This is a genomic window from Mesorhizobium sp. M1A.F.Ca.IN.022.07.1.1 (assembly GCF_003997575.1).
In the GTDB taxonomy this organism is placed as follows: Bacteria; Pseudomonadota; Alphaproteobacteria; order Rhizobiales; family Rhizobiaceae; genus Mesorhizobium.
Window position 1 is genome coordinate 1 of record NZ_RZST01000613.1, and the last position, 1,463, is coordinate 1,463.

Below are 1,463 nucleotides of genomic sequence, written 5' to 3' on the forward strand. Positions count from 1 at the left end.
GAGTATGTTTCGATAAAACGCAACGGGGCCTTGCACACCTACCAGGTCGCACGGGTCGAGCAACCTTAGGAATTCTCGCAAACTGTTCGGCCCAAGCCATGTCGCGCCGCATCCTCGTCATCGTCGGCCACCCCGACCCGTCTCCTGATCGGCTCTGTCGCGGGTTGGCTTCGGCATATGCCGAGGGCGCGGCTCGGGCCGGCCATATCGTGCGAAGGATCGACCTGGCCTTGCTGGAGTTTCCGATGCTGCGGACTAACCGGGAGTTCGAGCACGGAACCATGCCCGGCAGCTTGAAGGAGGCGGCCGAGGCTGTCGTCTGGGCAGAGCATCTGCTCTTTGTCTTCCCGCTATGGCTGGGCACCATGCCGGCCATGCTCAAAGCCTTCCTCGAACAGGTCATGCGGCCGGGCACGGCGTTCGCCTACCCCGACAAGGGAGTAGGTTCCGCAAAATCCCTATTGCGCGGCCGCTCAGCACGGCTGGTGGTGACCATGGGAATGCCAGCGCCCGTCTATCGGTTCTGGTTCCTCAGCCACGGCATTGCCGGCATGCGGCGCGGTATACTGCATTTCGTCGGCATCAAGCCGGTGCGCGAGACATTGCTCGGCATGGTCGCGAATGTCAGCGATGCCAAGCGAGCGAAATGGCTGAAGCAGATGCAGAGGCTGGGCGAGCGCGCGCTTTAGTTTGTTGCTTTCCTCACGGCTGCAGGACGGCAGCGCCACTCAGCCTGCCCATCCGCAAATCGTCCAGGGCCTGGTTGGCCTGCTCCAGCGGATAGACTCTTGTGTGCGTGCGCACCTGAGCGCGTTGCGCTATCGGGAAGAATTCCTCCGCGTCACTGCGGGTTAGGTTCGCGACCGAAACCAATTCTCTTTCTTCCCAGAGAAGCTTGTAGGGCATCGATGGAATGTCGCTCATGTGGATACCACCGCAGACCACGCGGCCGCCTTTACGCACAGCCCGCAACGCCGCCGGCACCAATGCACCGACCGGTGCGAAAATGATCGCGTCGTCAAGCTCGGCGGCGGGCAGTTCATCGGACGCCCCGGCCCAGACAACGCCCAACGAGCGCGCGAATTGCTGAGCCTGCATGTCGCCCGGCCGTGTGAAGGCGAAGACCTGACGTCCCTGCCAGATCGCCACCTGGGTGATGATATGAGCGGCCGCACCAAAGCCATAAATCCCGAGGCGCCGGCCGTCACCCGCCTTCTTGAGGCAGCGCCACCCGATCAGCCCTGCGCATAACAGCGGCGCCGAGGATACCGGGTCCGCCGCGGCGTCGAGCTCAAAGGCGAAATGCTCGTCGGCCACCACATGGCTGGCGAAGCCGCCATCGCGCGTGTAGCCGGTGAAGAGAGGCTGGTCGCAAAGATTTTCGGCGCCGGCGATGCAATAGGAGCAGTGCCCGCAGGTGTGTCCGAGCCACGGAACGCCTACTCTCTGCCCCAGTCGGGACC

At 63.4% G+C, this 1,463-nt stretch carries 2 protein-coding genes; one reads left to right on the forward strand and one right to left on the reverse strand.

Translation table 11 applies throughout. From position 1 onward, the window contains the following. Positions 1-98 precede the first annotated feature (98 nt). Entirely contained in the window at positions 99-689 is a 591-nt protein-coding gene (locus EOA75_RS32745) for an NAD(P)H-dependent oxidoreductase (protein WP_127326129.1), read from the forward strand. Positions 690-702: 13 nt separating this feature from the next. Here EOA75_RS32745 and EOA75_RS32750 read toward each other — a convergent pair. Continuing rightward, the coding region (locus EOA75_RS32750) for an alcohol dehydrogenase catalytic domain-containing protein (RefSeq protein ID WP_127326130.1) at positions 703-1,463 on the reverse strand (761 nt) is incomplete at its 5' end.

Coding starts and splice junctions, on each gene's coding strand:
- EOA75_RS32745 (WP_127326129.1), top strand. CDS start 99: ATGTCGCGCCGCATCCTCGTCATCGTCGGCCACCCCGACCCGTCTCCT.